This window comes from Cypionkella aquatica, from assembly GCF_030161095.1.
In the GTDB taxonomy this organism is placed as follows: Bacteria; Pseudomonadota; Alphaproteobacteria; order Rhodobacterales; family Rhodobacteraceae; genus Cypionkella; species Cypionkella aquatica.
This window is the reverse complement of sequence record NZ_BSPP01000011.1, coordinates 41,874-68,223: the sequence shown is the minus strand read 5'-3', so window position 1 is coordinate 68,223 and position 26,350 is coordinate 41,874. Positions and strand designations below refer to the sequence as shown.

Sequence of the window (26,350 nt, the reverse complement as noted above, 5' to 3'; positions counted from 1 at the left end):
CTTAAAGCGCGATGCGGATCAAGGCATAAAGCCCGGTCGCAGCGATCACGGTGGTCAGAGAAATTACAAATATGATCAAAGCCTTACGCATGGTGCCATGGGTATAATCCTCGATCATCATGGTGGCCCCCATTGCGAAATGCCGCATGCCGATCACAAGGATCAGCGCGGTCAGGATCGCCGGGAAAGGATGCGCAAAAGTCGCCCGCACCACCTCATAGTCTTGGCCCAACGCATGGCCAAAGATATAGACCCAAGTCGGCACCATGAAGGCCAGCGCCACCGCCGACATCGTCATCGACCAGTGATGCGCCGTGCCGGTATGAGCAGAGCCCTTGCCAATCGCGCGCTTGCGCGCCGTAAGATAACGCATGAGATCAGCCCCTTACACGATCAAAATGGTGAGAATGGTCAGCACGACCGAACCTATCACGCAGACCCAGCCCAGCTTTTCCGCCGTGGCAATCTCTAGCCCGTGGCCCGCGTCGAAATACAGATGCCGCAGCCCTGCCAGATAGTGATACCAGATCGCCCAAGCCGAGCCTGTGAACACCAGATCGCCAAACCAGCTGGTGCAAACCGCATTGGCGAAGGCGAAATGCGCGGGCGAGGTCGCCGCAGCCAGCAGCCACCACACCGCCAAAATCACGCCAACGATCAGCGCATTGCCGGTAATCCGGGTCAGGATCGAGCTTACCATGGTCATCTGCACGCGATAAATCTGCAAATGCGGCGACAGAGGGCGCTCCACCCGCTTCACTTCGGCCATAACACATCCCTTCCTCTGGATCCGGGTCTTCGATAGCGGCCGGCCAGGAAGTCCTGCCTGGCGGCTGCGCGGCGTTCACTTCTCAATAGCGCTTATCTCGCGCATGTCACCCCAAACCATGCTGCATCTGCGCAATGTTCTCGCTATCAGTTGCAGTTTTTTGAATTTGTGATCACACAAAAAAACCATGTGATCACAATAATCCTCAATCTGGCGAGGCTTCCCACATCTCCTTCAGATTCTGCGCGTATTCGTTACAAATCGTAATCTTCTGCGCGCTGCGGCTGTAAAAGGCATTGGCCTCACCGCAATCTGCCACCAGAACCGTGACCGGGACAGGCAGGCCAAAGCGGTCGTTTATGGCCTGCACCTCTTCCGCGATCAGATCGGCCAGCGGCTGCCCCTGCTGCCCGGCGACCATTTCCAGGCCGACATTATCCCCGCCCGGCGTCGCCCCTTCCAGCACCTGAGCCCAAGAGCGCGACGCCTCTTCCCATTCGGAAGGACAGCGCTCTGCGCGTTCTGGCGGCAAGCCCAGATCATCGGCCAAGCCCTGACGCGCCTCTGGATTGGCCCCGTAAAACAGGCACACCACGGTGTAATAGCGTTGCATATCAAGGCTATGCTCGTCGGAATAGACAGGTTCCGCGCCGCCTGCATCACGCTGTTCGGCCAGCAGTGCATAAGCCGTGGCATCGCTGGCAAGGATGTTCGCCGCCGCTTCCTCTTCCCAGATGTCATTCATCAGGATCACCGACAGATGGTCCGCCGCATCTTCTTGCTTGCCCAGAACCGGCAATTGCAGCACGTCGATCAGCGCATGGCCCAGTTCGTGATAAAAGGTGGCCACCACCTCATTGGCGACAAAAGCCGCCGCCGCCTCGTCCGCGGGAAAGTCAAAGCCGGTTTGCGCCGGGGCCGCCGTCGCAAAACCCAGAGCTGCCGCCGCCCACAGAAATTGCCGCATCAACACCCCCCGCTTTGGGCCAGCCTGACACGCCAGACCAAACGAGGCAACGTTTAGCGCGCGATTGTTAAACTGGTATAAACGCCCAATAATCCAGATCGAGCAGCACCTCGGGCAGATATTTGCCATCCGCCCCGCGCAAATCCCCCGCCGCCCCCCGCGTGGCCACCAGCCGCAGCCGGATCGCGCCGACACCCGGCGCATCCAGCTCTGCCATCTCCAACACCTCGGACCACGCCCGCACCGTATCGTCCGCAAAGCACGGATTGGCATGCGCGCCCGCGTTCAGCGCCGCCAGCATCTGCGCATTGGCCAGCCCGTTGAACGACAAAGCCCGCGCAAGACTGATCACATGCCCGCCATAGATCAGCCGTTTGCCATCTGCCCGCTGCGTCGCATCGAAATGCACTTTCGCGGTGTTCTGCCAGAGGCGCGTTGCCAGCATATGCTCGGCTTCCTCAATGGTGACGCCATCAACATGGTCGATCACCTCGCCCACAGCATAGTCGCGCATCCGGTGCGGCTCGCCCGCCAGTGCGAAGTTATAGCGTGAGAAATCAAGCCCCTGCGGGATCACCAGTGCAGAGGGCTCCACCACCTTAGCCAGCGCTGGCACCACCGCCACCGAGGCCGCCGCGCCAAAATCGCGCTTCTTCACCATCACCCAGCGCACATATTCCAGCACCGCCTCGTCATGCTGGTTCAGCCCCACGGTGCGCACATAAACCACGCCCGATTGCCCATTCGAGTTCTCTTTGACCCCGATCACCGTGCTTTGCGCGCGCAACGTATCCCCCGGCCAGACCGGACACAGCCAGCGCCCCTCGGCATAGCCCAGATTGGCCACCGCGTTCAAAGACACATCCGGCACGGTCTTGCCGAACACCACATGAAACGCCACCAGATCATCCAAAGGGCTGAACGGCAGCCCGCAGTCTTGCGCAAAAATATCCGAGGAATACAGGGCATGCCGCGCCGGATAGAGTGCGTGATAAAGCGCGCGCTCACCCATTTTCACCGTGCGCGGGCTGGCATGGATGATCACATCGCCCAAGCGGTAATCCTCAAAAAACCGCCCCGCGTTGGTTTTCTTCCCGCTCATGCTATTCCCCCGAAACGGCAGGGTGGGTTCTATCCCACCCCCGCCTTATGCCTCACCCAGTTTGATATCCGGGTGATATTGCCCCGGCACTTCCTTCACGACCGCCTGCCCGCAGCGCATGACGCCGCGCGCAGCGTCAAAGCCATAAGTTGGCCCGCCATGCAGCACCCACCCTTTGCTCAGCGCCAAACTGACCTTGTGGCAAAACGCGCTGGTGTCGTCGTCCGATAAAAACCGATACAGCTGCATCAGGAATACGTCCCCATAAACACTGGATGCCCAAGCCATTGGTGGATCATCGCAATCACGCCCAGCAACACCAAGGTGCCGACCAGATTCATCATATCGCCCTTCAGCCCACGCCCGCCCAGCGGCGCCAGCCAAACCTCGGACCGGTTGATCAGCAGCATGGAGATCAGCGCCCACAGCCCCAAGCCGCCAAACAGCACCACAGACGCCAGATCGCCATTCACCAGCAGATGCGCGACCGCCCAGACCACCACGCCCCACAGCATCGGATGCCGGATCTTGGGATACAGCGTGCCCTTGGTGCCGCCGACGCCAAACAGGAACAAAGACACCAACATCAAGGTGTTATTGGCGTGCCCCATCCCCGGCAGCGGCGTGTAAAGCGGCGTGAAATCTGCGGCGCGGTAGCCTATGACCATCAACACCACCGCCAACAGCGACAGCACCGTGACCAGCAGCTTGCCACGCGCGCCCATCGCCGCCCGCGCTTGCGGCGCCACTCGTTTGAAAAAATGCGCGCCACTCCAAAGCGCCAGTCCCAAAATCAGCCAGCTCATCGCCAAATCCTACTGTGACAGCGCGGCTATCATCTGGGCCTTCCCTAGAACCGCCTGTGCGGTGACGATATGCAGGTTTTCGACGATCTTTCCATCCACAACCGCCACGCCCTGCCCCGCCGCCAGTGCCGCACGATGCGCCGCGATCTGGCGCTTGGCCAAATCCATCTCGGCCTCTGACGGCGCAAAGGCCGCATTGGCAATCTCAAGCTGGCTCGGATGGATCAGGGTTTTGCCATCAAAGCCCATATCGCGCCCCTGCCCACATTCGACCTCTAGCCCGGCTGCATCCTTGAACGCATTATAGACGCCGTCCACGATGACCCGGCCATGGGCCTTGGCCGCCAGCACACACAGCCCCAAACCCGCCTGCAAGGCCAAGCGATCCGCCCGATGTCGGCTACCAAGCTCTTTGGCCAGATCATTGGTGCCCACCACAAGGCCCTCAAGGCTTGGATGCGCTGCAATCTCGCCCGCGTTCAGCATGCCCAGCGCGGTTTCCATCATCGCCCACAACGGCTTTGCCGTCTGCACCGTCACCGCATCCAGATCCGCCACGCGGTTGACCTTGGGGATCAGCACCGCCTCGACTGCCGGGTCTGATCCAAACACCGCCAGATCATCTGCCCCCCATGGGGTATCCAAGCCGTTGATCCTGACGATACGTGCGCGCTTGCCATAACCGCCCGCCGCCAGCGCCGCCCGCAGCACATCGCGCGCCGCAGCCTTTTCATCCGGTGCCACCGCATCTTCCAGATCAAAGATGATCGCATCCGCCGCCAAGCCCCGCGCCTTGTCCAACGCCCGCGCATTAGAGCCCGGAATATACAGCACAGAACGATAGGGGCGCGCGGTCATGATTCTCTCCAGCAACAATATTGCGCCAAACGACCGCATTTCGCCACTTTCGGCAAGCTCAATTTTGCTGCATCGCAGAAAAATCCCCCGCCGCACAGCCTAAGCACAGCCCCCGCGCGCGAGCTGTTAACGCTTTGCTTGCATCTTCTGCCCAAGCTGGCTGCATCTCACAAACGCAGAGGCCAAGATGCAAAACTCCCTGTTCGCCCTGTCGCTAGGTTTTGCCGGGCTGATCCTTGCCGCGCATGCCTTGCAAGCCGCGCCCCACAACACCCTAGCCTTCCTAAAACCCGCGATAGCCGTCCCAGATCAGCTTGAGTGACACCAGCAGCAAGGCCCATGTCACCAGCTCGAAAAACAGCTTCTCTGGCAGCCACTTCACCAGCCTGACCCCGACAAAAACCGACACCGCCGCAATCGGCATCAACACCAACACCTTCTCAAGGCTTAACAAATTGACTTGCCCCAGCATGTAATACGGGATCAGCTTGATCGCGTTGATATAGGCAAAGGCGATGGTCGAAGTGCCGGCAAACACCGCTTTGTTCATCCCCAAGGGCATGGTGTAAACCTGATAGGGCGGCCCACCCGAATGGCTGACAAAGCTGGTAAATCCGGTGACCGCGCCCCAGAACACGCCGGGCGCGATCTTTGGCTCGGCGGGGGCCACAACAATCTTGCGGCGGATCAACAGGTTCAACGCAAACACCACGCCGATCACCCCGATCAGCACCGTCACCCAAGCCTCTGACACCGCCTCAGCGGTGACATAGCCCAAGATCACCCCAAGCGTCGCCGCAGGCACGATGATCGCCAGCACCCGACGATCAAACGCATGGCGATAGGCGTAAAGCCCGAACATATCCGACACCACATACAGCGGCAACAACAGCCCAGCCGCCGTCACAGGATGCATCCCCGGCACCAAAGCCAGCACCGGCACCGACAGCATCCCGACCACCGGCATGCCGCCTTTGCCCATGCCGACCAGCACCGCCGCAAAACTGGCCAGCGCCCAAAACGCAAATCCGTCCATCATGGCTCTTTCCCCTGCCAGCGGAATCACCCATGATCACCGCGTTGCCGACCCGACCGGCTTTCGGAATCGCCCAGCCCCAGTTGCTTGCGCCCGTTTAGCGCAAACACTGTAGCCGGGCCAGTGACTTGCCTTGCCGCACTGCAGCAGGCTTGCGTCCAAAGCCGGGTGGGTTTAGCATACCACAGTATACAAACCTTACCAGAACCCTCTCGGAGGCCCACATGGCACGCCCAAAAATCGCGCTGATCGGCGCAGGTCAGATCGGTGGCACGCTCGCCCATCTTGCCGCCATCAAAGAACTTGGCGACATCATCCTGTTTGATATTGCCGAGGGCACGCCGCAGGGCAAAGCGCTCGACATCGCGCAATCCGGTCCTTCGGCGGGCTTTGATGCCAGCCTCAAGGGGGCCAATTCCTACGCCGATATCGCGGGCGCCGATGTGTGCATCGTCACCGCAGGTGTGCCGCGCAAACCGGGGATGAGCCGCGATGACCTGCTCGGGATCAACCTCAAAGTGATGAAAGCCGTGGGTGAGGGCCTGAAAGCCCACGCGCCGAATGCGTTCGTGATCTGCATCACCAACCCGCTGGATGCGATGGTCTGGGCATTGCGCGAGTTCTCTGGCCTGCCGCATCACATGGTTGTCGGCATGGCTGGCGTCTTGGACTCTGCCCGCTTCCGTCATTTCCTGTCGGTCGAATTCAACGTCTCGATGCGCGATGTCACGGCTTTCGTGCTGGGTGGCCACGGCGACACCATGGTGCCTTTGGCGCGTTATTCGACCGTTGGCGGCATCCCGCTGCCCGATCTGGTGGCGATGGGCTGGACCACACAGGAAAAACTCGACGGTATCATCCAGCGCACCCGCGATGGCGGGGCCGAGATCGTGGGCCTGCTGAAAACCGGCTCGGCCTTCTACGCGCCTGCACAATCGGCGATCGAGATGGCCGAAGCTTTCCTCAAAGACCAAAAGCGCCTGCTGCCCTGCGCGGCCTATGTTGATGGCGCACTTGGCCTGAACGGCATGTATGTGGGCGTCCCCACCATCATCGGTGCAGGCGGGATTGAGCGTATCGTCGACATCAAGATGAACGCGGACGAGCAGGCGATGTTCACCAAATCGGTCGAGGCCGTGAACGGCCTTGTCGCCGCTTGCAAAGCGATTGATCCGTCGCTGGCATAAGCGCCATGGGGTGAAACCCCGCCCTACACCCATGATGCATAATGCGCGCCGCACCCCGGCGCGCATTTTTCACAGCTTGATTGGGTTTGCGACCCAACGCTTTCCCCGAAATCCACTCCGCAAGACGCTTTGGCCATCGACGCCACCCGCGCAGCCGCATTTTTCGCAGCACCCAGACCTTCGCAAACCTACGCCACAGGTCCCGCAGATGGCTAAACCGGCAAACACCCTCATTTGACAATTTGTCCGCGATGTATCTGCGCTTTATACGCCCCGGAAAACTCGGCCCCACCAGCCAACCGCGACAAAGAAGCTTACTCGCGCCCATGTCCTCGCCACCTTGCTGATCGAAAAGCCCATGTGACTGAAATTCTGCGCGCAAACCGCTGCGGCGACGTCATTCATGACGATTGACAACAAGTCGTGGCCGAACGCCGCAGCGATACCCCGGCATAACACCAGCCCCTGCATAAACCGTCCGCCACGCTTTCACATCGGCCCAGATATTCCACGGGGCAGGGTTTGGCACGCCAAACCCGTGGGGGTGTGAAACCCCCATCCACCGCGCAAATCTTAACAAGACCTTAAATCTGCCACCCCAACCCCTTGATTTCAAACACATCTAAATGGTCCCGCGTTGGGACCGCAGCCCAATCCCCCTTGACAGCCCGCCGATCAGCGCCCCAACTCCCGCAAAACATCGGAGGCCAGAATGTCTGATTTTCACGCTGAACTCGAATCCCGCCTGATCCGCTACGCCAGCATCGACAGCCAATCCAATGACGACGGGACCTCCTCGCCCTCCACCGAAATCCAACTGAACATCCTGCGCCTGCTGGAAGCCGAGCTGCGCGACATCGGCGCCTCAGATGTGCAACTCACCCCCTATGGCACCGTGATCGCCACCATCCCCGGCACCGCAGCGGGCCCCACCGTGGCCCTACTCGCCCATGTCGACACCGCCCCGCAATTCAACGCAACCGGCGTCAAACCCCGCGTGATCCGAGGCTACAATGGCGGCGCGATCTCTTTCCCCGACAACCCCGCCCTCTCGCTTACCCCCGAGCACAACCCCTACCTCGGCACCAAACAGGGCCACGACATCATCACCGCCTCGGGACTCACCCTGCTGGGCGCGGATGACAAAGCAGGCGTCGCCATCCTGATGACCACCGCCCGCCACCTGCTGCAAAACCCCGAGATCGCCCACCCGACCTTGCGCGTAGCCTTCACCCCGGATGAGGAAATCGGTCGCGGCGTCCATTCCAGCCTGCCCAAAGACCTGAACACCGATTTCGCCTACACCTTCGACGGCGGAGCGGTGGGCGAGATCGAATACGAAAGTTTCTCGGCCGATGGCGCGGTTGTCACCATCAAAGGCGTCTCGATCCACCCCGGCCTTGCGAAAGACAAACTCGTCAACGCCATCCACCTTGCCGCCAAAATCATCCAGACCCTGCCGCAAGCCACCCTCACCCCCGAAACCACCGACGACCGCGAAGGTTTCATCCACGCCACCGACATGACAGGCGGCGCATCCGAGATGACCCTGAAATTCATCCTGCGCGACTTTGAACGCGACGGCCTCGCCGCCAAAGGCGCGCTGCTGCAACAGGTCTGCGCCGCCGTCGCCGCGACCGAACCCCGCGCCGAAATCACCTGCACCATTACGCCGCAATACCGCAACATGCGCTACTGGCTAGAAAAGGATATGACCCCGGTAGAGCTTGCCCGCCAAGCTGCCCGCAGCCTTGGGATCGAGCCAGTGTCCGTGCCGATCCGCGGCGGCACCGATGGATCACGGCTGACCGAGATGGGTGTCCCCTGCCCCAACCTTTTCACCGGGATGCAAAATATCCACGGCCCGCTGGAATGGGTCTCGGTGCAGGACATGGCGCAGGCGACCGAATTCTGCCTCGCCCTCGTCCAACACGCCGCCAAGCCCTAAGAGCCAGTTGTTTCCCTGTTTCTAGATATCCCACGGGGTGCGAAGGAGCGAAGAAGCGTCGGAGCGGGGGGTGTGAAATACCCGGCCTTTGTGCCATAGACCGCCATGGCCCAGCATATCTCGCCCTATCACGCCCCGGATTTCTTCACCGATGCCCTCGCCAAGGGCCGTCACCGCGATATCGTCGGCGGACGGTGGGAGGAAACCGGCAATTTCCAGATGGAACTGCTGATCGAGGCTGGGCTGATGCCGCGCCACCATCTGCTCGACATTGGTGCGGGGTCGCTGCGGCTGGGCTGCCTCGCCGCGCCTTATCTTGATCCCGGCCACTACTGGGCGACCGATCTGTCCGGCGCGCTGATGCAACGCGGCTATCAGGCGGAAATCGCAGATAAATCACATCTCAGCCCCAAACAACTGATCGAGGATGCCAATTTCAACTTCCCCGGCATCCCCGACACAATCACCCATGCGATCTGCTTTGCGGTGTTCACCCATCTGCCCGCCAACCATCTGCGCCGCGCGCTGATCCAAGCCCGCGCCCGCTTCCCCAGCTTGCAGAAATTCCTGTTCACCTGCTTTCTTGCCCCAGATGCCGCCCAAAGCCTGCAGCCGTTCCGGCAAGTTGATGGCGTGGTCACGCATGACACCCGCGCGCCCTATCACATGCTGGCCGAGGATATCCTGCATCTCAGCCGCGCCTCGGGCTTTGCTGTCACCCAGCATCAGATGTGGTTGCCGCGTGGGCAGGTGCTGTTCACCGCCACTCCTGCGTAAAGGTCTGGAATCCCGCAGTTGCATCACAGCTTCGCGCGGCGCACCCTGCAGCCAAGCTTACTGGAGATGACCATGCGCATCCTGCCCACTCTGCTGTGCACTGCAGCCCTTGCCGCGTCCTTGCACGCCGAAATAGCCAAGGCCGAAAGCCTGAGCACCGAAATCGGCACCCGCGGCCTTGCCGCCACCGAGGCCCGGCTTGCGGCCCTTGAGACCCCGACCGATGCCGACCGCTTTGCGCTTGCAGGCACCCGCTTTCTTGGCGCAGTCGAGGCGGCTTTGCAGCTGCGCTACGCCGCCGGAATGACCGATCGTACCGGCATGCTGCCCTTCCTGCGCCTGCCGCTGCCCGACAATCCCACGCCCGCAGCGTTTCAGCCTGCAATGATCGCGGATCTGTTCCGTCAGGTGGATGCCAAGATGCAGCAAGCCCGCGCACCACTGGCCGAGATCCCGCAAACCTCTGATTTCACGCTGGAAGTGAATTTTGCTGACCTGTGGTTTGACATCAACGCCAACCAGAGCCGCGATGCCGGCGAGGATGCGCTGTCCACGCTTGGCCCGATGCTGCTGGGTTGGCAATGGGACAGCCGCGACCCTGCGACGCCCGCCCCGGTGGTGAAATTTGACGCAGCCGACGCGGCTTGGCTTTCGGCCTATACGCACCTGCTGCAAGGCCTAAGCCAGATCGTGCTGGCCTATGATCCGACCGAACCGATCACCCGCATCCGCGAGGCCCGCGCCAAGATCGAAAGCCTTGGTGGCAGCGCCCCAAGCTTCTTCTCTGGCGGCAGCGATGGCATGGATGAGGTCGATGTGATCGCCATTGTCATCGCCGCGCTGCAACAAACCCCCGATGCACCGCGCATGGCGGCGGCGCATCAGCACCTTTTGGCGATGATTGCCGACAACCGCCGGTTCTGGGCCGCCGTAACCCTGGAAACCGACAATGCCGCCGAATGGTTGCCCAACGATAAGCAACAATCCGCGCTTGGCGTCACCCTGCCCCCCGGCACTGGCGCGACGTGGATGGCCGTGCTGCAGGATGCCGAGGCGCTGCTGAACGGCACCAAACTCGCGCCCTATTGGCGGCAGGAAGGCGGCGCTGGCATCAATATCGCCAAAGTCTTCAACGAGCCGCGCCCCGCCGATCTGGCAGGCTGGATCCAAGGCTGGGCAGCCGCGCCCTATCTGGAACAGGGCACGCTTGTCAGCGGCCAAAACTGGAGCGCATTTGAACAAATGGTCGGGGGTGAGGCGATGATGCTGTCGTTTTACCTCAACTGATCAGGCTGAAATGATCAGGTTTAAATGATTGGGCAGACCTGATCAGGCCAAATCGGGTGCATGCTGTCGCAAAAACGCGGCGTGGCGCTGCCGCAAGCTGGCATCAAACGCCGCAACCGACAAATCCGGCGCAAGCCCGGCTGCGGCCAGCACCGCGTGCGGATCAAACCCCACCTCGTCCAGACAACCCAGCCGCCGCAACTGCCGCAGCTGCTGGCGGTCCAGATTTTTCAGCACAGACACCAATTCCTCGCGCAACGCCACCTCTGCCACCGCCTCGCGCAGTGACTGAAATTGCAGACTGCGCGCCTCGCCATGCCGATTGCTGCCACCATGCGGCGGCTCGGCCGCGCGGCGCAGCAGTTTCAAGGTGAAATGCAGCCGGGTCAGCCCGTCGAAATGCAACAGCCGCGTGGTCTGGATCACCCGATGCACCGGCTTGAGATTGGGCGCGTGCAACCCGATCTGCAGCCCCGCCCCCACACGCGACAGCGCTTTGCCCGCCTTATGCCCGGTCAGGCCAAAATGGAAAAACTCGGCCATCTCGCCGTAAACATCCGGGCCGTTGCGCGGGTAATCCGGCAAGGCATGGCGGAAGATGCCTGCGAAAATATCCGCGCCGATCTCACCCTTTGGATAGGCGCGCTCGGCCACCAAAAGCCGCATATACATCGCCTCTGCCGGGGCCTCGGCAAGAGCTTGGACCATCGCCGCCCCGTCGCGCACATATTCATCACCGTCGCAATGCAGCAGCCAGTCGGCATCGGTCTGGGCGTAAACCTGCCGCGCATTATGCAATTGGCGCGCGGTATGGATCAGGGGCCGTTTGCCTTTTTCGCTGGCTGCCCAATAGGCATCATCGCACACCGTCACCACGCAACGCGGCAATTTCGCCAACATCGCCTGCGCATCCAAATCGGGCTGATCCAGAAAAACATGCACCGCCCGCGCGCCTTGGGCCAGATGATGCGTCGCGAAAGTCGCCACCAATGCGGCAGGCTCGTCCACCGTTGTTACAACCGCCCAACTTGGTTTCATCGAACTGTTGCCATCCCGTTTTAGAACCTTGTGCAACCATGCCCAGCGTTAGCGCCAACGGCAAGCCCGAAGCCCGGCAGCCATAAACTTAAGGAAACCCTTCATGTGATCACAATTTTTTTGCGTGTGATCACAAATGTCGGTTTTCCGCCGAGACCCCTAAATTCGGGTTTTCCTAATGCCCAAAATTATGCCACACCGCCTGCAAATCCAAGCTGATGGGACACATCCATGAATATCCATGAATACCAGGCCAAGGCCCTGCTGCGCAGCTACGGCATACCGGTATCCGATGGCCGCGCCGTCACCAAGGCCGAAGAAGCCAAGACCGCCGCGGGCGAACTTGATGGCCCGCTTTGGGTGGTCAAAGCGCAAATCCACGCCGGTGGTCGCGGCAAAGGCCATTTCCTTGAGGCTGAGGCCGGCGAAAAAGGCGGCGTGCGTCTGGCCCGCTCGGTCGGTGAGGCCGCTGAATTCGCACGGCAAATGCTGGGCCGCACCTTGGTCACCGTGCAGACCGGTCCGGCGGGCAAGCAGGTCAACCGCATCTACATCGAAGACGGCAGCGACATTGAGCGGGAACTTTACCTCGCCCTGCTGATCGACCGTCAAACCAGCCGCATCTCGATCGTGTGTTCCACCGAAGGCGGCATGTCGATTGAAGATGTGGCCCACGACACCCCGGAAAAGATCCTGTCGTTCAGCGTCGATCCGGCCTCGGGCTATTCGGATTTCCACGGCCGCCGCGTCGCCTTCTCGCTGGGTCTGACCGGCAATCAGGTCAAGCAATGCGTCGGCATCGTGAAGAACCTGTATAAACTCTTCGTCGAAAAAGACATGGATATGCTGGAAATCAACCCGCTTGTGGTGATGAAAGACGGCAACATGAAGCTGCTCGACGCCAAGATGAGCTTTGACGGCAACGCGATGTATCGCCACCCCGACATTGCCGCGCTTCGGGATGAGACGGAAGAAGACCCGAAAGAGCTTGCCGCGTCGAAATTCGATCTGAACTATATCGCTTTGGATGGCGAAATCGGCTGCATGGTCAATGGCGCAGGTCTGGCGATGGCCACGATGGACATCATCAAACTGTACGGGGCCGAGCCTGCGAACTTCCTTGACGTCGGCGGCGGTGCCACCAAGGAAAAGGTCACCGAGGCGTTCAAGATCATCACCTCTGACCCCAACGTCAAAGGCATCCTCGTCAACATCTTCGGCGGCATCATGCGCTGCGACATCATAGCCGAGGGCGTGATCGCGGCGGTGAAAGAGGTCGGCCTGAAAGTGCCGCTGGTGGTGCGGTTGGAAGGCACCAACGTTGAGTTGGGCAAGGAAATCATCCGCAACTCGGGCCTGAACGTGATCGCTGCTGACGATCTGAAAGACGGCGCCGAGAAGATCGTTAAAGCGGTGAAGGGATAATATCATGGCTGTTCTTGTAAACCAAAACACCAAAGTCATCTGCCAAGGCTTCACTGGCAGCCAAGGCACGTTCCACTCGGAGCAGGCCATCGCTTACGGCACCAAAATGGTCGGCGGCGTGACCCCCGGCAAGGGCGGATCCAGCCACCTGAACCTGCCGGTGTTCGATAGCGTCCACGAGGCCCGCGCGGTCACCGGTGCCAATGCGTCGGTGATCTATGTGCCACCGCCGTTCGCTGCAGATTCCATTCTGGAAGCCATCGACGCCGAGATGGAACTGATCGTCTGCATCACCGAAGGCATCCCGGTGCTGGACATGATGAAGGTCAAGCGCGCGCTGATCAATTCAAAGTCGCGCCTGATCGGGCCAAACTGCCCCGGCGTGATGACCCCCGGCGAATGTAAAATCGGCATCATGCCGGGCAGCATTTTCTCGCGCGGCTCTGTTGGCGTGGTCAGCCGTTCCGGCACGCTGACCTACGAGGCTGTGAAGCAAACCACCGACGTGGGCTTGGGCCAAACCTCGGCTGTCGGCATCGGCGGCGATCCGATCAAGGGCAGCGAGCATATTGATATCCTTGAGATGTTCCTGGCTGACCCCGACACCCATTCGATCATCATGATTGGGGAAATCGGCGGTTCCGCTGAAGAAGAAGCGGCACAATTCCTGGCCGATGAAAAGAAACGCGGCCGCTGGAAACCTACCGCAGGCTTCATCGCAGGCCGCACCGCCCCTCCGGGCCGCCGCATGGGTCATGCCGGCGCCATCGTGGCAGGCGGCAAAGGTGACGCGGAAAGCAAGATCGAGGCGATGAAAATGGCCGGAATCATCGTGGCCGACAGCCCGGCGACTTTGGGCGAAGCTGTGCTGAAAGCGATCAAAGGCTGATCATGGGACCGGCGCAGGCCATCGGGACTTGTTTGCGCAAGTCTTTCCAATACTCGGGGCGAGCCTCTCGCGCCGAGTATTGGTGCTTTCTGCCGGTCGGACTTATTCTCCCAATGGCAGCTTTGGCCATGCTGAACCAAGCCATGCCTGACTCTCCAACACTTTTGCGTGGTTTGGTGTTCTTTCTAACGCTGTCACCGCTAATGGCTGTTACAAGGCGTCGACTGACAGACACGGGTGAGGCATCATTTTGGTTTGAAACACCGCTGATGGCGTTGGTTTTTGCTCTTACCTCGGTTTGGGCGATTGTTGGTCTGACAAATTGGGCGCTCGATCCCCTGCGCGATGGCCCCGGCATGTTGGGCGTTCTGCTCATCTGGCTTACGGGTGTTTGTGTGCTTATCCCCGCCTTCCTTCACCAATTCTTCTTAGGTTTGATAACAGGCTCTGCTCTGTTTTCCCAAATGGCCGCGCCGTCCCGGCAGGTAAAATTCTCTCACCGCCCCAACCCCACGGAGGCATCCAAATGACCGAACAATCCCCCAATGCGCAATTCCACGCCTCCAGCTTTCTGCAGGGTGCTAATGCGGATTATGTTGACCAGCTTGCGGCCAACTATGCCGCCGATCCGGCCTCGGTCGATGCACAATGGGCGGATTTCTTCCGCTCTTTGAACGAGCCAGAGCTTGATGCCAAGCGGCAGGCCACTGGCCCGTCTTGGGGCCGCGCCGATTGGCCACCCACCCCTGCGGATGACATCACCGGGGCGATGACGGGCGAATGGCCAGTGGCTGCCGAACCCAAAGGCGCTGGCAAAAAGATCGTTGAGAAGGCCGCCGAAAAAGGCGTCTCGCTGAGCGATGCCCAAGTGCAGCGGGCGGTGCTGGACTCTATCCGCGCCATCATGATCATCCGCGCCTACCGCATCCGTGGCCATCTGGCCGCCGATCTGGACCCCTTGGGCATGACAGAGCGCGGCAACCACCCCGAGCTCGATCCCGCATCCTATGGCTTTGCCGAAGCCGATATGGATCGTCCGATCTTCATCGACAACGTGCTGGGTCTGGAAATGGCCTCGATGCGCCAGATCATCGACATCGTCAAACGCACCTATTGCGGCACGTTCGCGCTGCAATACATGCACATTTCTGATCCCGCCCAATCGGCTTGGCTGAAAGAGCGGATTGAGGGCTATGGCAAGGAAATCGCCTTCACCCGCGAGGGCCGCAAGGCAATCCTGAACAAACTGGTCGAGGCCGAGGGCTACGAAAAATTCCTGCATGTCAAATACATGGGCACCAAGCGTTTCGGTCTTGACGGTGCCGAGGCGCTGATCCCGGCGCTGGAAGCGATCATCAAACGCGGCGGCGCGATGGGCGTGCGCGAGGTTATTTTCGGCATGCCGCACCGTGGTCGTCTGAACGTGCTGGCCAATGTGCTGCAAAAACCCTACCGCGCGATTTTCAACGAATTTCAGGGCGGCAGCTACAAACCCGAGGATGTCGATGGCTCGGGCGATGTGAAATATCACCTTGGCGCGTCGTCGGACCGCACCTTTGACGGCAACACCGTCCACCTCTCACTCACCGCCAACCCCAGCCACCTAGAGGCCGTGAACCCCGTGGTGCTGGGCAAAGTGCGCGCCAAGCAGGATCAGTTTGGCGATACCGAGCGCAGCCAAGCCCTGCCCGTGTTGCTGCACGGCGATGCGGCTTTCGCGGGTCAAGGCGTGGTTGCCGAATGTTTCGGGCTGTCTGGCCTGAAGGGCCATCGCACCGGCGGCACCATCCATGTGGTGGTGAACAACCAGATCGGCTTTACCACAGCGCCCAGCTACTCGCGCTCCAGCCCCTATCCGACCGACATCGCCTTGATGGTCGAAGCGCCGATTTTCCATGTGAACGGCGACGATCCCGAAGCGGTGGTGCATGCTGCCAAAGTCGCCACCGAATTCCGCCAGACCTTCCACAAAGACGTGGTTCTGGACATCTTCTGCTACCGCCGCTTTGGTCACAACGAAGGCGACGAGCCGATGTTCACCAACCCGGCGATGTACACCACCATCCGCAAGCAAAAAACCACCTTGCAGCTTTACACCGATCGCTTGGTTGCCGACGGCCTGATCCCCGAAGGCGAGATCGAGGATATGAAGGCCACGTTCCAAGCCACGCTGAATGCTGAATTTGACGTGGGCAAAGACTACAAACCCAACAAGGCCGATTGGCTTGATGGGCGTTGGAAGTCGATGAAAACCAAAGACCTCGACAATTACCAGCGCGGCGACACGTTCATCAAACCTGAAACGCTGGCCGAAGTCGGCGCCGCCCTGACCCGTGTGCCCGACGGCTTTGACATCCACAAAACCGTGGCACGTCAGTTGGAAGCCAAGAAAAAGATGTTCGAGACCGGTGCCGGTTTCGACTGGGCCACGGCCGAGGCTTTGGCCTTTGGGTCGTTGCAAGTCGAAGGCTTCCCGGTGCGTCTGTCGGGGCAGGATTGCACCCGTGGCACCTTCAGCCAACGCCATTCGGCCTTTGTCGATCAGACGACAGAGGAACGTCACTACCCGCTCAACCACATCCGTCCGGGTCAGGCGCGGTATGAAGTCATCGACTCCATGTTGTCGGAATATGCGGTGCTGGGCTTTGAATACGGCTATTCGCTGTCCGAACCCAACGCTTTGACGATGTGGGAAGCGCAGTTTGGCGATTTCGCCAATGGCGCGCAGATCATGTTTGACCAGTTCATCAACTCGGGCGAGTCGAAATGGCTGCGGATGTCCGGCCTCGTGTGCCTGCTGCCGCATGGCTATGAAGGCCAAGGCCCGGAACACTCCTCGGCGCGTCTGGAACGCTTCTTGCAGATGTCGGCGCATGACAACTGGATCGTTGCCAACTGCACCACGCCGTCGAACTACTTCCACATCCTGCGCCGCCAGCTGCACCGCGATTACCGCAAGCCGCTGATCCTGATGACGCCGAAATCGCTGCTGCGCCACCCGATGGCCGTGTCAGATGCGGCTGATTTCACCGATGGCAGCTATTTCCATCGCGTGTTGTGGGATGATGCACAAAAGGGCCATTCGGAGACCAAACTGAACAGCGATGATCAGATCAAGCGCGTCGTGCTGTGTTCCGGCAAGGTCTATTACGACCTGCTGGCCGAACGCGATGCCCGTGGTCTGACCGACACCTATCTGTTGCGGGTCGAGCAGCTTTACCCGGTGCCGAAACAATCGCTGACCGCAGAATTGTCGCGCTTCAAGCAGGCCGAATGGATCTGGTGTCAGGAAGAACCCAAGAACATGGGCGCTTGGTTCCATATGGAACCAGAACTGGAAGCGCTTTTGACCGCGATTGGCGCAACCAACACCCGCGCGCGTTACGCAGGCCGCGCGGCCTCGGCATCGCCCGCGACGGGTCTGGCTTCTAAGCATAAATACGAACAGCAAACCTTGGTGAATGAAGCGCTCGGTGGCCCTGCCCCGACCCCAACCGCCCGCGCAGGAGAATGATATGACCGATGTAATGGTGCCCAGCTTGGGCGAAAGCGTCTCGGAAGCCACGGTTTCTACGTGGTTCAAGAAACCCGGCGATACCGTCAAGCAAGACGAGATGCTGTGTGAACTTGAAACCGATAAAGTCTCGGTCGAAGTCCCCTCGCCGGTGTCCGGCGTGCTGGCCGAAATCCTCGCCCCCGAAGGCACGACCGTGGCCGCCAACGCCCGTCTTGCCATCGTGACCGAAGGTGCGGCTGGCGCGGTTGCGGCCCCCAAAGCCGCTGCCCCGGCACCTGCACCTGCCGCAGCCCCGGCTCCGGTGGCTGCCAAAGACGTTGAAAACGCGCCCGCTGCCAAAAAAGCCATGGCAGAGGCCGGTTTGTCCGCCGATCAAGTCCAAGGCACGGGCCGCGATGGCCGCGTGATGAAGGAAGACGTGGCGCGCGCAAGCGCCGCCGCGCCGATTGCCGCAGCCCCCGCCCCCGCCGCCATCCCGCGCGCCCCGGTGCCTGCCGATGACGCCGCACGCGAAGAGCGCGTCAAGATGACCCGCCTGCGCGCCACCATCGCGCGCCGCTTGAAAGACGCGCAGAACACCGCTGCCATGCTGACCACCTACAACGAGGTGGACATGTCCGGCATCATGTCTTTGCGCAATGAATACAAAGACATCTTCGAGAAAAAGCACGGCGTCAAACTGGGCTTCATGTCGTTCTTCGTCAAAGCCTGCACCCATGCTTTGAAAGAAATCCCGGAAGTGAACGCCGAGATTGACGGTCAAGACGTGGTTTACAAAAACTACGTTCATATGGGCGTCGCCGTCGGCACGCCTTCGGGTCTTGTGGTGCCCGTGGTGCGCGATGCCGATCAGATGGGCTTTGCCGCGATTGAGAAGAAAATCTCGGAACTCGGTCTGCGCGCCCGCGATGGCAAGCTGTCGATGGCAGAAATGCAGGGCGGGTCTTTCACCATCTCGAACGGTGGCGTCTACGGCTCGCTGATGTCCTCGCCGATCCTGAACCCGCCACAATCGGGCATCTTGGGTATGCACAAAATCCAAGACCGCCCGGTGGTGGTCAACGGCCAAATCGTCATCCGCCCGATGATGTATCTGGCGTTGTCCTACGATCACCGCGTTGTGGATGGCAAAGGCGCTGTGACCTTCCTGGTGCGCGTCAAAGAAGCACTGGAAGATCCCCGCCGTTTGTTGATGGATTTGTAATCACCCAGCGCCGCCCCCATTTCGTGTGGGGGCGGTCTGCCAGATGACCGCGATATAAAACGCAGGAGCGGCACGATGCAGATGATCTACCAGATCGACACTTCCGACTATGCGACTTGGAAATCCGGTTTTGACGCCGATAGCGAAAATCGTGGGGCTGCGGGCCTAAGCGTTCTGCAAATCTGGCGCGATGCGGATTCCGCCAGCAAAATTGCCGTGCTGTTTGAGGTCAACGACCGCAAGCGCGCGCAGGATTGGGTGAAAACCGAAGCAGGCTTCGGGCGCAGCGGCACCGCGCAATTCCTGAAAACCGCTTGAAGAGGCCGCAATGACCCCTGAACTCACCACCCTCGCCCTCGTGGGTCTGCTGCAAGCGGTGCAATTCGTGCTGTTCGCCATCCCCGCCAATCTGCAGCTTGGCACGGGCTACACCTCCAGCCCGCGCGACCGGCCGCCATCGCGGCAATTGTCGGTGGTGGCAGCCCGGATGCAGCGCGCGCTGAACAACCATTTTGAAGGGCTGATCCTGTTCACCCTCGCCGTTGTCGTCGTCACTCTTGGCAACCAATCCAGCAGCGTGACCCAATACGCAGCCTACGCCTATCTCGCCGCCCGCGTGCTCTACATCCCCGCCTATGCGTTCGGCCTGCGCCCGTGGCGCTCGGCGATCTGGGCGGTCGGATTTTTCGCCACAGTGACCATGATCGTCGCCGCTTTGATCTAACGCCGCCCCCCGGAAATCGTATGGCCGCTATATGGGCCAAATCCATACGGTTTCCATACTGTTAAGCTCTTGTTAATCGACATCCAAAAACCCAAGGAAATCAAACCCATGGCAAGCTTTGACGCAATCATCATCGGTGCTGGCCCCGGCGGCTATGTTTGCGCCATCCGCGCCGCCCAACTCGGCCTGAACGTCGCCGTGGTTGAGGGGCGCGATACCCTTGGCGGCACCTGTTTGAACATCGGTTGCATCCCGTCGAAAGCCCTGCTGCACGCCACGCACTCTTTGCACGAAGTCCATGAAAACTTTGAGAAAATGGGTCTGATGGGCGGTGCGCCTACGGTTGATTGGGTCAAGATGCAGGCCTATAAAACAGATGTGGTGAACGGCAACACCAAGGGCATCGAGTTTCTGTTCAAGAAGAACAAAATCACTTGGCTGAAAGGCTGGGCGACAATCCCGGCCCCCGGCAAAGTGCAGATCGGTGACGAGGTGCACGAGGCGAAAAACATCGTGATTGCAACGGGTTCCGAGCCTTCAAGCCTCCCCGGCGTCACGGTCGACGAGACAATTGTGGTGACATCGACTGGCGCTTTGACCCTGCCTTCGATCCCGAAAACCATGGTGGTGATTGGTGCAGGCGTGATCGGGCTGGAAATGGGCTCGGTCTACGCCCGGCTTGGCACCGAGGTCACCGTGGTTGAATATCTGGACGCGATCACCCCCGGCATGGACGCCGAGGTGGCGAAGAGCTTCCAAAGAATCCTGACGAAACAAGGCCTTAAGTTTGTCTTGGGCGCGGCTGTGCAAGGGGTTGAAACCAAAGATGGTGCCGCCAAAGTCAGCTATAAGCTGCGCAAGAACGACACCGAAGCCAGCCTTGAGGCAGAGGTTGTTCTTGTCGCCACCGGCCGCAAACCCTTTGTGAAAGGTTTGGGGCTAGAGGCTTTGGGCGTGGAGATGCTGCCCCGTGGTCAAGTCAAAACCGATGCCCATTTTGCAACCAATATCAGTGGCTTGTATGCCATTGGCGATGCGATTGTGGGCCCGATGCTGGCGCACAAAGCCGAAGACGAAGGCATGGCCTTGGCAGAGATCATGGCGGGCAAAGCGGGCCATGTTAACTACTCGGTAATCCCCGGTGTGGTATACACCAGCCCAGAAGTGGCATCCGTGGGGGCAACCGAAGAACAGCTGAAAGAACAAGGCCGCGCTTACAAGGTCGGAAAATTCCCGTTCATGGGAAACGCGCGGGCGAAAGCGGTGTTTCAGGCAGAGGGTTTCGTCAAAATGCTCGCCGATGCCAACACTGATCGGATTTTGGGCTGCCATATCATCGGGCCGGGTGCGGGCGATCTGATCCACGAGGTTTGCGTTGCCATGGAGTTTGGCGCATCAGCACAGGATCTGGCACTCACCTGCCACGCACACCCCACCTATAGCGAGGCTGTGCGCGAAGCCGCCCTTGCTTGCGGTGACGGCGCGATTCACGCCTAAAGCAATATTCCGGGCCTTGCGGGCTGCCCCTGGCAGACGAAAGACCCGGACAAACCAAGGCCTAGGCCTTCTTCCAAAGCCAATCCAGCACCCCCGATGACTCGCCCTCGGGGGTGACGCCCACCACCAAAGCTGCCTCCATCGCACCATCCGGTTCGGTCATCCGCACCCGCGCATAAGCACCTTGGCCCGCATCTGCGGCAATGCCATCATCGACATTCTTTACGCTGCGCGCAGTTGGACGCGCATAGGCCGGATGTTCGGCATAGATCTCGTCATTGAGCGTCTCATCAAAGAAAATCTGGCTGGTCAGCACCGTTTTCACATCCAGAAACACCTTGTAATGCAGATGCGTCGTGCGCCCCGGATACCAGCCGGGAAAAATGGTTTCAAACTGCACTACCCCTGCGAAATCAGTCAGTTGCGTGCCGCGCAAAAAGGTCTGCCCCTCGGTATCAGCGCCGCCACCAAGGTTTTTCACCCCCGAATATACCCCCAACGCATCGCAATGCCAGACATCGACCCGCGCACCCGCAATCGGCGTGCAATCCGCCGTCACCACCTGCAAACGCAGTTGCATCGGCAGGCCGGATTTGCCTTCGGTTATATCGGCGCGCAGCAATGGGGGTTCGATATAGAACGGGCCTTCGGTCACTTCGGCCTGCAGCAGACACACATCGGTCGAGATCAGCCCGGATTGCGCCACCCGCGCTTGCAGCAGCGCGGGCACAGTGGCCGCGATTGGGGCGAGGCTCAGTGCCTTCAGCAAAGTGCGGCGATCAAGGGTCGAAAGCGGGCGCATGGTGTCTCCTGTATCTGCCAGCATCAAACGCCCCGCCCAGAGATTTCCGTCGCAAAGTCTCGCTATTTAACTTGCGAGATGCCGCAGCCCTTGCGTCACATCCGTGCGCACCGCCAGACGCAACCCCGGCTCGTCGCCTGCCCTCAAGGCGGCAAGGATCATCCGGTGGTGCTGCGGCATGTCGCGCCTGCGCAATTTCTGGTATAGGGCGCGCATGGTTGGCCCCAGCTGTAGCCAAACCGTCTCACATAAAGCCAGCATAGCGGGGGTCTGCGCGCGCAGATACAGGGTGCGGTGAAACTCCAGATTGGTGCGGACATAGCCGACCGCATCTTGATTCATCACCGCCTCTTGGTTCAGCGCATTTATAGCAGCCAACCGATCAATCAGCGCGAAATGCGCCCTCGGCAGCGCACGCGAGGCCATTTCAGGCTCTAACATCGCGCGGATCGCGGCGAGTTCCTCGATACGTTCGGGCGTCAGCTCTGGCGTTGAAACCCGCCCCGAGGATGACATGGTAAAAGCCCCCTCTGCGATCAGACGCCGCACCGCTTCACGGGCCGGGGTCATTGAGACCCCGAATTGCTCGGCAATCCCGCGTAAAGTCAGCGCCTGCCCCGGCGAAAGCTCGCCATGCAGCACCTGCAAGCGCAGGCTGCGATAGACCCGTTCATGCGCTGCGGCATTGGGATCGGCCAAACGGGGCGAGATGGGGTGCGGCGGCATCGACATGGCGCTACCCAAGCACCCGCACGCAGAGGGCGTCAATCCCCAGCGACCTCATTCGACGGTATCATCAAGATCAAACCTCATCGCCTGCAAACTGCCACCTTCGCGCTTCAGCCAAGACCGCTCGGCCTGCCATCCGGGGAACAGCCGCTGCACAACCGCCCAGAATCGATCTGAATGGTTCATCTCAAGCATATGCGCGACCTCGTGTGCGGCGACATAATCCAGCACGCGCGGCGGGGCCATGATCAGCCGCCACGAATACATCAGCGCCCCATCCGAGGTGCACGACCCCCAGCGCGACCGTGTGTCGCGCAATGTCACCTGAGACACTTTGCGCCCGATCAGCCCAGCATAATGATCCGAGGCCGCAACCAGCCGATTGCGCGCCTGCACCTTCAAAAACGCCGAGATCCGCGCCGCAGCCCGCTGAGGATCGCCCGGCACCACCATCAAATCCCCCTCAACCCGGACCGAACGCCCGGGCCCGGCCTGCAGCCGCAAAATCTTGCCCTCAAACGGTAAATCACAGCCAATACCCACGCGAGACGCAACTGGCATCCGCGCCAAAGCAGCCCTGATCCAGCCCTCTTGCGCGCGCGCAAAGGCCATCGCCTCGGCCTCGCGGGCGCGGGTTGGCAGCGAGAGGGTCACGGCACCGGTCGCCTGCGACACCCGCAAGGAAAACCGGCGCGCGCGGGCGTTACGGCGCAGGGAAATTTCGATTGGTGGTGGGCCGGGCAGTTGAAACATTGCACCTCTGACACGGCGTCTTGAGCTGTGCATCTGGACAGGGGCGGCCAGCATACCTATCTGCACAGCAGCCGCAACTGCCGCAAAAGCTGCCGGCGCGACAAAAGCCTTTGACACTCCGCCGACCTTGTGGCAAGCGGCTATATTCCGAATTGACAGCCCCTTGGGGCCAGACTGAATAAAGGGAACACCATGCCATTGGCTGAATGGGGCACCAAGCGCGTTTGCCCGACCACCGGCAAGCGCTTTTATGACCTGAACCGCACGCCGATCGTCAGCCCCTACACGGGCGAGATCGTTGATATCGAATCGGCACGCCGCAAAATGGCAGCAGCCGTAATCGCGCGCGTTCAGCCTGAAAAAGATGATGATGCGGTTCTGGTCGATGATCTGGAAGCCGACGATGATCTGCTGGTTGCGGGCGTCGCTGACGATGCCGAGCTGGACGATGAACTGCTGGAGGATGATGCCGACGACACCGTGTCGCTGGATGATCTGACCGACGTGGCTGGCGACGAAGAAGACGTCTAAAGCCTTGATTTGGCCGTCTGGACAAGTGGTTCAGACGGGCTGTTTACGATGGGCGCGAAGGTTGCATTTTTCCTCTTGCACCCCTTCGCCCTGTCGCCTAAACAGCGCCCACGAAGACGACGCGACACGCCCAATGTCGTGATAAGGATGGGGTCATAGCTCAGATGGGAGAGCGCTTGAATGGCATTCAAGAGGTCGGGAGTTCGATCCTCCCTGGCTCCACCACCACCTTAATTTTTATACAATAAAATCAGATACTTACGGGAAACGCAAAAAGCGTTCCCATCATAAATACCATCGTCGGGATTGAGAAGAAACGGGATTTGCACGCCCGAATCCGCTTCACGGGCGAACCGATCATCCCCCACAAACCCGCAAGATTGACACCAGACACAGCGCAAGCGCGCCCGTCATGCGCGGGCAGGATCACCCACGCGCGCCACACAGGCACCACATGCGGGGAAGCGCCAACGGCGCAAGGCTGGATCGGCGGGGCGCTACGCGCTTGGGGCGAGACAAGGGCAGGATTCGCCACAGGCTCAAACGCGGCCCGCAGAGGCCCTTCGTGCTGGCGGGATAGGGATGAATAGCGGCGAAGGGTGAGACGGCCCTCTGGCGGCGCTCCTATGGAGTCCTTTGCGTGGCGGGGCGTTGCCCCTTGGGTCTTGCGGGGTAACGGCTGCGCCGCACTGGAAAGATACTGCCTGCAACGGTGCCGCAACCAAGGTCTTTAGACCTACGCCTTACCCTTGCTTCTGGAAAAATTGGCTTCTCGCCCGCACCTTCAGGTGCAACCTCTAATAAACCTGTAAGGTTTTTAGAAGGTGTATGTTCTAAATTAAAGGGTAACGCCATGTTACTAGCAAAACCTTCCAAATCATTGTTTTCGCATATCTTTCCGTTTTGAGAAAACACGTTTTTTACGTCACCGCCACACAGTGCCATGAAGGCTTCGCGCGCCTTTTCACTTCCCGTATCCTGCCACAAGGCTTGCGCCCGGATCAGGGTAGACCGCCGCTCCTTACATACCGCGATCTTGAGTTTCCGCGCGGCTGTCGATTCTGCTTTCCGTGCCCGGCAGGGGTCTTGGTCTGTTGCCATCGCCCGGACGTTTAGCCCGTAGGCCCATGTGTCACCTATCGGCACCCGGTAGATGAAGCCCTCATGCAGAAGAACCCTAAGGACTCTGATCACCGTTGGCCGCGAAAGCCCGGTGCCGTTGTAGTGCTTTGCCGCACCGGGTCTGGTTTTTGGAGTGACGCCATGAGTGAAGTGCGTCAATGTGATTATCTCTCGCCACTTGCCCCAGCAAATAGACCGCGCGGCTACGGCCATCACGATCTTAAATTCAGAGGAAGTCAGGACCGCTGCCCATTCATGGTTTATCCATTGAATGTAGAGGTGTTCTGTAAAAAGATCTAATTTTCGTGTGTATTTCTTTTTCGAGGCTTTTTTATTGCCATCCGAATCAGTTTTCACTATAGTTGGGTTGTTCATTGGGTATGAACTCCTTATCGAAACATTACCCCGCTCGGTATTCAGCCACCGGGCGGGTTCTTCTTTTTTCGATCAGTTCTGGCGTGTCCGCTTGCGCACCGAAGGCTTGCTTGAATCGGCAAACATCTCGCGCAGCTTCAGGTATTCATCCTCGGCACGAAGTTCCACGTTGTCCAAATCAACCTCGTAAACACAAGGGCTTGGCCCATAGTGGGGCTTGGATTTCAGCAACCCCAGTGCTGTGAGTTGCTTCAACGAAGCTGACACGGTTAGGCGGGAAAGCCCCGTCAACTCTGCAACGTCATACGTCGATATAGCCACCTCTGCGGTGTTCTGGCGGTAGGATTCCCGCATAAGGAAGAGCAGCACTACCAGATTTGGCCGTGGCATATAGAGCGCAAGCCGCTGCAATAGCCCCGCCGCGCGATCAATGGGAACTTGATAGCCCGCTTGATCAGAAGGTTGTTCGCAGGTGGTATTTTGATTGGTCATTTTTCTTCAACTCCTTTAGGGACAAAGGAGTAATAGCATGAAAAACAATACCGGCATAATTGAATAAACTAGCGTTCGGTTTATGCGACACCGCCTATTTTAAGCTGGTTTTATCTTGCGTTTACGGATTCTTACAGGCTGTCCACCAAACGAACCCGGTTCGGGAAGCAATTTAGCCTCCACCATTGCCGCATTTAGAACCAAGGCCAAAGGCAATCCGTAGCCCTCTGACAACTTCACCAAAAGGCTCACAGGTGGATTCCGCAGCCGGTCTGCATCGGTTGGATTCTCCAGCGTCTTTACGACTGTGCGGCTCGGCCCGCCCCGGCGCGCAACCTCGGTCTTGGACAGACCAGAGATTTCCCTTGAGCGGGACAGAAGACGCGACAGCGGCCAATCCTGTAACCTGCTATCGTGCCGGTCTTCCATCAGCGCCGCGACTTCCGGGCCGATGCCAAAGGCGGACGCTGCCCCAAGCATCATCTCGCGCATTTCGCCTTGTCGCTGGATGCCTA

At 59.8% G+C, this 26,350-nt stretch carries 27 protein-coding genes, 1 tRNA gene and 1 pseudogene; 14 read left to right on the top strand and 15 right to left on the bottom strand.

Annotated elements, in window-relative coordinates; translation table 11 throughout:
* Nucleotide 1 precedes the first annotated feature (1 nt).
* The 8 genes from sdhD to QQJ98_RS15635 all read right to left on the bottom strand — a co-directional run bounded on the left by sdhD (nt 2) and on the right by QQJ98_RS15635 (nt 5,538).
* A complete protein-coding gene (sdhD, locus tag QQJ98_RS15670) occupies nt 2-373 on the bottom strand; it encodes a succinate dehydrogenase, hydrophobic membrane anchor protein (protein ID WP_284326298.1) in 372 nt (123 codons plus the stop codon).
* 12 nt (nt 374-385) lie between these two features.
* Nucleotides 386-769 (bottom strand): succinate dehydrogenase, cytochrome b556 subunit, encoded by a 384-nt coding sequence (sdhC, locus tag QQJ98_RS15665; protein WP_284326297.1) that lies wholly within the window; start codon nt 767-769, stop codon nt 386-388.
* A gap of 205 nt (nt 770-974) precedes the next feature.
* Nucleotides 975-1,736, bottom strand: coding sequence for a DUF4344 domain-containing metallopeptidase (locus QQJ98_RS15660; RefSeq protein WP_284326296.1), 762 nt, complete (start codon nt 1,734-1,736; stop codon nt 975-977).
* 67 nt (nt 1,737-1,803) lie between these two features.
* Nucleotides 1,804-2,838, bottom strand: coding sequence for a MaoC family dehydratase (locus tag QQJ98_RS15655; protein ID WP_284326295.1), 1,035 nt, complete (start codon nt 2,836-2,838; stop codon nt 1,804-1,806).
* A 45-nt stretch (nt 2,839-2,883) separates the two neighbouring features.
* Nucleotides 2,884-3,087 carry a DUF1737 domain-containing protein gene (locus QQJ98_RS15650; RefSeq protein ID WP_284326294.1) on the bottom strand — a complete coding sequence of 68 codons (204 nt, stop codon included), beginning with the start codon at nt 3,085-3,087 and terminating at the stop codon, nt 2,884-2,886.
* Nucleotides 3,087-3,644: an NnrU family protein gene (locus QQJ98_RS15645; RefSeq protein ID WP_284326293.1), complete on the bottom strand. Its 558-nt coding sequence runs from the start codon at nt 3,642-3,644 to the stop codon at nt 3,087-3,089. Before QQJ98_RS15645 ends, QQJ98_RS15650 begins: the two co-directional genes overlap by 1 nt.
* A 9-nt stretch (nt 3,645-3,653) precedes the next feature.
* On the bottom strand, nt 3,654-4,502 hold the full coding sequence (locus QQJ98_RS15640) for an HpcH/HpaI aldolase/citrate lyase family protein (RefSeq protein WP_284326292.1): 849 nt from the start codon (nt 4,500-4,502) through the stop codon (nt 3,654-3,656).
* Nucleotides 4,503-4,785: 283 nt separating this feature from the next.
* A complete protein-coding gene (locus tag QQJ98_RS15635; protein ID WP_284326594.1) occupies nt 4,786-5,538 on the bottom strand; it encodes a sulfite exporter TauE/SafE family protein in 753 nt (250 codons plus the stop codon).
* A gap of 224 nt (nt 5,539-5,762) precedes the next feature.
* Between QQJ98_RS15635 and mdh the strand changes: the two genes are divergently transcribed.
* The 4 genes from mdh (at nt 5,763) to QQJ98_RS15615 (ending at nt 10,737) form a co-directional block, all read left to right on the top strand.
* Complete coding sequence (mdh, locus tag QQJ98_RS15630) at nt 5,763-6,725, top strand: malate dehydrogenase (protein ID WP_284326291.1); 963 nt, start codon at nt 5,763-5,765, stop codon at nt 6,723-6,725.
* Nucleotides 6,726-7,437: 712 nt separating this feature from the next.
* Nucleotides 7,438-8,673 carry a peptidase T gene (pepT, locus tag QQJ98_RS15625; protein WP_284326290.1) on the top strand — a complete coding sequence of 412 codons (1,236 nt, stop codon included), beginning with the start codon at nt 7,438-7,440 and terminating at the stop codon, nt 8,671-8,673.
* A 105-nt stretch (nt 8,674-8,778) separates the two neighbouring features.
* Nucleotides 8,779-9,450 (top strand): class I SAM-dependent methyltransferase, encoded by a 672-nt coding sequence (locus QQJ98_RS15620; RefSeq protein ID WP_284326289.1) that lies wholly within the window; start codon nt 8,779-8,781, stop codon nt 9,448-9,450.
* Between the two features lie 72 nt (nt 9,451-9,522).
* Nucleotides 9,523-10,737, top strand: a complete 1,215-nt coding sequence (locus QQJ98_RS15615) for a hypothetical protein (RefSeq protein ID WP_284326288.1) — start codon at nt 9,523-9,525, stop codon at nt 10,735-10,737.
* Between the two features lie 42 nt (nt 10,738-10,779).
* Here QQJ98_RS15615 and QQJ98_RS15610 read toward each other — a convergent pair whose 3' ends face one another.
* A complete protein-coding gene (locus QQJ98_RS15610; RefSeq protein ID WP_284326287.1) occupies nt 10,780-11,775 on the bottom strand; it encodes a glycosyltransferase family 2 protein in 996 nt (331 codons plus the stop codon).
* 231 nt (nt 11,776-12,006) lie between these two features.
* Between QQJ98_RS15610 and sucC the strand changes: the two genes are divergently transcribed.
* From sucC to lpdA, 8 genes and pseudogenes are all read left to right on the top strand, one after another.
* The gene (gene sucC, locus QQJ98_RS15605) at nt 12,007-13,200 is read left to right on the top strand and encodes an ADP-forming succinate--CoA ligase subunit beta (RefSeq protein WP_284326286.1); all 1,194 of its coding nucleotides are present in this window, start codon (nt 12,007-12,009) and stop codon (nt 13,198-13,200) included.
* A gap of 4 nt (nt 13,201-13,204) precedes the next feature.
* Nucleotides 13,205-14,089, top strand: coding sequence for a succinate--CoA ligase subunit alpha (gene sucD, locus QQJ98_RS15600; RefSeq protein WP_284326285.1), 885 nt, complete (start codon nt 13,205-13,207; stop codon nt 14,087-14,089).
* A 2-nt stretch (nt 14,090-14,091) separates the two neighbouring features.
* Nucleotides 14,092-14,619 (top strand): DUF805 domain-containing protein, encoded by a 528-nt coding sequence (locus tag QQJ98_RS15595; protein WP_284326284.1) that lies wholly within the window; start codon nt 14,092-14,094, stop codon nt 14,617-14,619.
* Entirely contained in the window at nt 14,616-17,603 is a 2,988-nt protein-coding gene (locus QQJ98_RS15590) for a 2-oxoglutarate dehydrogenase E1 component (protein WP_284326283.1), read from the top strand. Before QQJ98_RS15595 ends, QQJ98_RS15590 begins: the two co-directional genes overlap by 4 nt.
* Nucleotides 17,590-18,810 (top strand): annotated as a pseudogene (gene odhB / locus QQJ98_RS15585) (2-oxoglutarate dehydrogenase complex dihydrolipoyllysine-residue succinyltransferase); the annotation flags it as partial. The gene QQJ98_RS15590 and the pseudogene odhB, both read left to right, overlap by 14 nt.
* A 75-nt stretch (nt 18,811-18,885) precedes the next feature.
* Nucleotides 18,886-19,128 carry a hypothetical protein gene (locus QQJ98_RS15580; protein WP_284326281.1) on the top strand — a complete coding sequence of 81 codons (243 nt, stop codon included), beginning with the start codon at nt 18,886-18,888 and terminating at the stop codon, nt 19,126-19,128.
* Between the two features lie 10 nt (nt 19,129-19,138).
* Nucleotides 19,139-19,534 carry an MAPEG family protein gene (locus QQJ98_RS15575; RefSeq protein WP_284326280.1) on the top strand — a complete coding sequence of 132 codons (396 nt, stop codon included), beginning with the start codon at nt 19,139-19,141 and terminating at the stop codon, nt 19,532-19,534.
* 108 nt (nt 19,535-19,642) lie between these two features.
* Nucleotides 19,643-21,031, top strand: coding sequence for a dihydrolipoyl dehydrogenase (gene lpdA, locus QQJ98_RS15570; RefSeq protein ID WP_284326279.1), 1,389 nt, complete (start codon nt 19,643-19,645; stop codon nt 21,029-21,031).
* 61 nt (nt 21,032-21,092) lie between these two features.
* Here the strand turns inward: lpdA and QQJ98_RS15565 are convergent, their stop codons facing one another.
* The 3 genes from QQJ98_RS15565 to QQJ98_RS15555 form a co-directional block, all read right to left on the bottom strand.
* The gene (locus QQJ98_RS15565; RefSeq protein WP_284326278.1) at nt 21,093-21,833 is read right to left on the bottom strand and encodes an intradiol ring-cleavage dioxygenase; all 741 of its coding nucleotides are present in this window, start codon (nt 21,831-21,833) and stop codon (nt 21,093-21,095) included.
* A gap of 66 nt (nt 21,834-21,899) precedes the next feature.
* Complete coding sequence (locus QQJ98_RS15560) at nt 21,900-22,565, bottom strand: GntR family transcriptional regulator (protein WP_284326277.1); 666 nt, start codon at nt 22,563-22,565, stop codon at nt 21,900-21,902.
* A gap of 48 nt (nt 22,566-22,613) precedes the next feature.
* A complete protein-coding gene (locus tag QQJ98_RS15555; RefSeq protein ID WP_284326276.1) occupies nt 22,614-23,315 on the bottom strand; it encodes a M48 family metallopeptidase in 702 nt (233 codons plus the stop codon).
* 192 nt (nt 23,316-23,507) lie between these two features.
* Between QQJ98_RS15555 and QQJ98_RS15550 the strand changes: the two genes are divergently transcribed.
* Together QQJ98_RS15550 and QQJ98_RS15545 are read left to right on the top strand one after the other, a co-directional pair.
* Entirely contained in the window at nt 23,508-23,846 is a 339-nt protein-coding gene (locus QQJ98_RS15550) for a TIGR02300 family protein (protein ID WP_284326275.1), read from the top strand.
* A gap of 149 nt (nt 23,847-23,995) precedes the next feature.
* Nucleotides 23,996-24,071, top strand: a tRNA-Ala gene (locus tag QQJ98_RS15545).
* 399 nt (nt 24,072-24,470) lie between these two features.
* Here QQJ98_RS15545 and QQJ98_RS15540 read toward each other — a convergent pair.
* The 3 genes from QQJ98_RS15540 to QQJ98_RS15530 form a co-directional block, all read right to left on the bottom strand.
* Nucleotides 24,471-25,343 (bottom strand): helix-turn-helix domain-containing protein, encoded by an 873-nt coding sequence (locus QQJ98_RS15540; RefSeq protein ID WP_284326274.1) that lies wholly within the window; start codon nt 25,341-25,343, stop codon nt 24,471-24,473.
* 72 nt (nt 25,344-25,415) lie between these two features.
* Nucleotides 25,416-25,835, bottom strand: coding sequence for a hypothetical protein (locus QQJ98_RS15535; RefSeq protein ID WP_284326273.1), 420 nt, complete (start codon nt 25,833-25,835; stop codon nt 25,416-25,418).
* A gap of 99 nt (nt 25,836-25,934) precedes the next feature.
* On the bottom strand, nt 25,935-26,327 hold the full coding sequence (locus QQJ98_RS15530) for a hypothetical protein (RefSeq protein WP_284326272.1): 393 nt from the start codon (nt 26,325-26,327) through the stop codon (nt 25,935-25,937).
* Between the last annotated feature and the right edge of the window lie 23 nt (nt 26,328-26,350).

Coding starts and splice junctions, on each gene's coding strand:
- sucD (WP_284326285.1), top strand. CDS start 13,205: ATGGCTGTTCTTGTAAACCAAAACACCAAAGTCATCTGCCAAGGCTTC.
- sucC (WP_284326286.1), top strand. CDS start 12,007: ATGAATATCCATGAATACCAGGCCAAGGCCCTGCTGCGCAGCTACGGC.
- mdh (WP_284326291.1), top strand. CDS start 5,763: ATGGCACGCCCAAAAATCGCGCTGATCGGCGCAGGTCAGATCGGTGGC.
- QQJ98_RS15530 (WP_284326272.1), bottom strand. CDS start 26,327: ATGCGCGAGATGATGCTTGGGGCAGCGTCCGCCTTTGGCATCGGCCCG.
- QQJ98_RS15660 (WP_284326296.1), bottom strand. CDS start 1,736: ATGCGGCAATTTCTGTGGGCGGCGGCAGCTCTGGGTTTTGCGACGGCG.
- QQJ98_RS15550 (WP_284326275.1), top strand. CDS start 23,508: ATGCCATTGGCTGAATGGGGCACCAAGCGCGTTTGCCCGACCACCGGC.
- QQJ98_RS15575 (WP_284326280.1), top strand. CDS start 19,139: ATGACCCCTGAACTCACCACCCTCGCCCTCGTGGGTCTGCTGCAAGCG.
- QQJ98_RS15595 (WP_284326284.1), top strand. CDS start 14,092: ATGGGACCGGCGCAGGCCATCGGGACTTGTTTGCGCAAGTCTTTCCAA.
- QQJ98_RS15615 (WP_284326288.1), top strand. CDS start 9,523: ATGCGCATCCTGCCCACTCTGCTGTGCACTGCAGCCCTTGCCGCGTCC.
- QQJ98_RS15610 (WP_284326287.1), bottom strand. CDS start 11,775: ATGAAACCAAGTTGGGCGGTTGTAACAACGGTGGACGAGCCTGCCGCA.
- QQJ98_RS15655 (WP_284326295.1), bottom strand. CDS start 2,838: ATGAGCGGGAAGAAAACCAACGCGGGGCGGTTTTTTGAGGATTACCGC.
- sdhD (WP_284326298.1), bottom strand. CDS start 373: ATGCGTTATCTTACGGCGCGCAAGCGCGCGATTGGCAAGGGCTCTGCT.
- QQJ98_RS15565 (WP_284326278.1), bottom strand. CDS start 21,833: ATGCGCCCGCTTTCGACCCTTGATCGCCGCACTTTGCTGAAGGCACTG.
- QQJ98_RS15645 (WP_284326293.1), bottom strand. CDS start 3,644: ATGAGCTGGCTGATTTTGGGACTGGCGCTTTGGAGTGGCGCGCATTTT.
- QQJ98_RS15650 (WP_284326294.1), bottom strand. CDS start 3,087: ATGCAGCTGTATCGGTTTTTATCGGACGACGACACCAGCGCGTTTTGC.
- QQJ98_RS15620 (WP_284326289.1), top strand. CDS start 8,779: ATGGCCCAGCATATCTCGCCCTATCACGCCCCGGATTTCTTCACCGAT.
- lpdA (WP_284326279.1), top strand. CDS start 19,643: ATGGCAAGCTTTGACGCAATCATCATCGGTGCTGGCCCCGGCGGCTAT.
- QQJ98_RS15560 (WP_284326277.1), bottom strand. CDS start 22,565: ATGTCGATGCCGCCGCACCCCATCTCGCCCCGTTTGGCCGATCCCAAT.
- QQJ98_RS15555 (WP_284326276.1), bottom strand. CDS start 23,315: ATGTTTCAACTGCCCGGCCCACCACCAATCGAAATTTCCCTGCGCCGT.
- pepT (WP_284326290.1), top strand. CDS start 7,438: ATGTCTGATTTTCACGCTGAACTCGAATCCCGCCTGATCCGCTACGCC.
- QQJ98_RS15640 (WP_284326292.1), bottom strand. CDS start 4,502: ATGACCGCGCGCCCCTATCGTTCTGTGCTGTATATTCCGGGCTCTAAT.
- QQJ98_RS15580 (WP_284326281.1), top strand. CDS start 18,886: ATGCAGATGATCTACCAGATCGACACTTCCGACTATGCGACTTGGAAA.
- QQJ98_RS15635 (WP_284326594.1), bottom strand. CDS start 5,538: ATGGACGGATTTGCGTTTTGGGCGCTGGCCAGTTTTGCGGCGGTGCTG.
- QQJ98_RS15535 (WP_284326273.1), bottom strand. CDS start 25,835: ATGACCAATCAAAATACCACCTGCGAACAACCTTCTGATCAAGCGGGC.
- sdhC (WP_284326297.1), bottom strand. CDS start 769: ATGGCCGAAGTGAAGCGGGTGGAGCGCCCTCTGTCGCCGCATTTGCAG.
- QQJ98_RS15540 (WP_284326274.1), bottom strand. CDS start 25,343: ATGAACAACCCAACTATAGTGAAAACTGATTCGGATGGCAATAAAAAA.
- QQJ98_RS15590 (WP_284326283.1), top strand. CDS start 14,616: ATGACCGAACAATCCCCCAATGCGCAATTCCACGCCTCCAGCTTTCTG.